The following is a 1,493-nucleotide window of genomic DNA, read 5'->3' as shown; positions in this document are numbered from 1 at the left end:
ACAGCGTTTCTTCCGGTAACGGTTTATGTTTATAAATTGACCAGGCCGCGGGAAGCAGACACAACCCCAATGACATAAGACAAAACACAGCCAACATCATGTAAAATTCCGGATCAGAAAATGCCTCCCATCCATTATGAATATGTATAACTGCAGGAGTCACTACTGCCAGGCTCAGATAGCATACCCGCAACGGGATACGCACTGCCGCCCGGCGCGCCTGGTTCTTTCCCCGGTAACACCCCGGCGTCATGCACAGGGACTGCTCCTCCGGCTTGTGGATGGCATACACCAGATACTCCTCGCCGACCGGGGCCGCCAGCAGCTCCACCTCCTCCCCTTCATAGCACCAGTGATACCCCAGCCAGCCGGAAAAACGCCTGCCGTTAATACGCCCGGTCAGATACCAGGCTCCGCACAGTGCCCTGTCATAATCCTGCAGCAGGGCCGAGGCTGTCCCGCCCGAGCCGCTGGCCGCCCAGACCACCGCCGACGCCGCCATCTTCTTTTTATAGCGGGCGTAGTAGGCGCTTCCTTCCGGGTAGGACAGAACGTCGAAATGCTGCACCACCCGCCGCTGCGTCAGTTTTTCAATGACCCCCCGAACTTTAATCAGCGGTGCCGGAGGCGGCAGCACCGGGTCCGGCGGAGCATTTTTCAGCGCCCCCAGCAACTCTTTCTCTTTCAGGCGAAAATGCGCCAGCCATTTTCCTTTTTCATTGCTGGCCTCGATATTGCGCAGAATTTCCTGCGTTCGCGCCAGCTCACTTTTTTGCTGCAAATAGTTATGCAGCGGATATTTTTTATTGCTGCCTTCGAGGCTTCTTCGCAATCCGTCCGAGAATTTCAGCTCTTTTTTCATAATTTATCCATGCCATTAAGAACCATTCAACATCCGTATTAATAATAAAAAAAACAATGTGTCCCCCCTGAATAATCAAAGGGGGTTCCTTTGCGCAGAGGATTTGGCGGGATCCCCGTTCGCTGCCACTCTTTTTTTCGCCTTTTATGGAGCGTGTCCAGGTTAATATCCGCCACGTTTTTCCAGCCCAGCAGGGTGAATATCTCCTCTGACAGCGTTTCTTCCGGTAACGGTTTATGTTTGTAAATTGACCACGCTGCGGGAAGCAGACACATCACCAGCAGAAAAATTATTGCTTCAACTATAAATAAATAGAACATAGGATCATAAAATGATGCTAAACCATCACCACATAGCAACGCAGCGATGGAAATGGCAAAACATAAGTAACAAACCCGTAGCGGGATACGCACTGCCGCCCGACGCGCCTGATTCTTTCCCCGGTAGCACCCCGGCGTCATGCACAGGGACTGCTCCTCCGGCTTGTGGATGGCATACACCAGATACTCCTCGCCAACCGGGGCCGCCAGCAGTTCCACCTCCTCCCCTTCATAGCACCAGTGGCATCCCAGCCAGCCGGTAAAACGCCTGCCGTTAATGCGCCCGGTCAGATACCAGGCTCCGCACAGTG

2 protein-coding genes are annotated in these 1,493 nt (G+C 53.4%); both read right to left on the bottom strand.

What is annotated here, in order from left to right; genetic code table 11:
* Window positions 1-862: hypothetical protein (locus FDX24_RS11980; RefSeq protein ID WP_137364362.1), on the bottom strand; the 862-nt coding region annotated here is incomplete at its 3' end.
* A gap of 38 nt (window positions 863-900) precedes the next feature.
* A partial coding sequence (locus FDX24_RS23455; protein WP_305764198.1) for a putative type VI secretion system effector occupies window positions 901-1,493 on the bottom strand: 593 nt, incomplete at its 5' end.

It is taken from the genome of Citrobacter sp. wls716 (genome assembly GCF_005280975.1).
GTDB lineage: Bacteria > Pseudomonadota > Gammaproteobacteria > Enterobacterales > Enterobacteriaceae > Citrobacter > Citrobacter youngae.
This window is presented reverse-complemented; position numbering and strand designations above follow the sequence as displayed.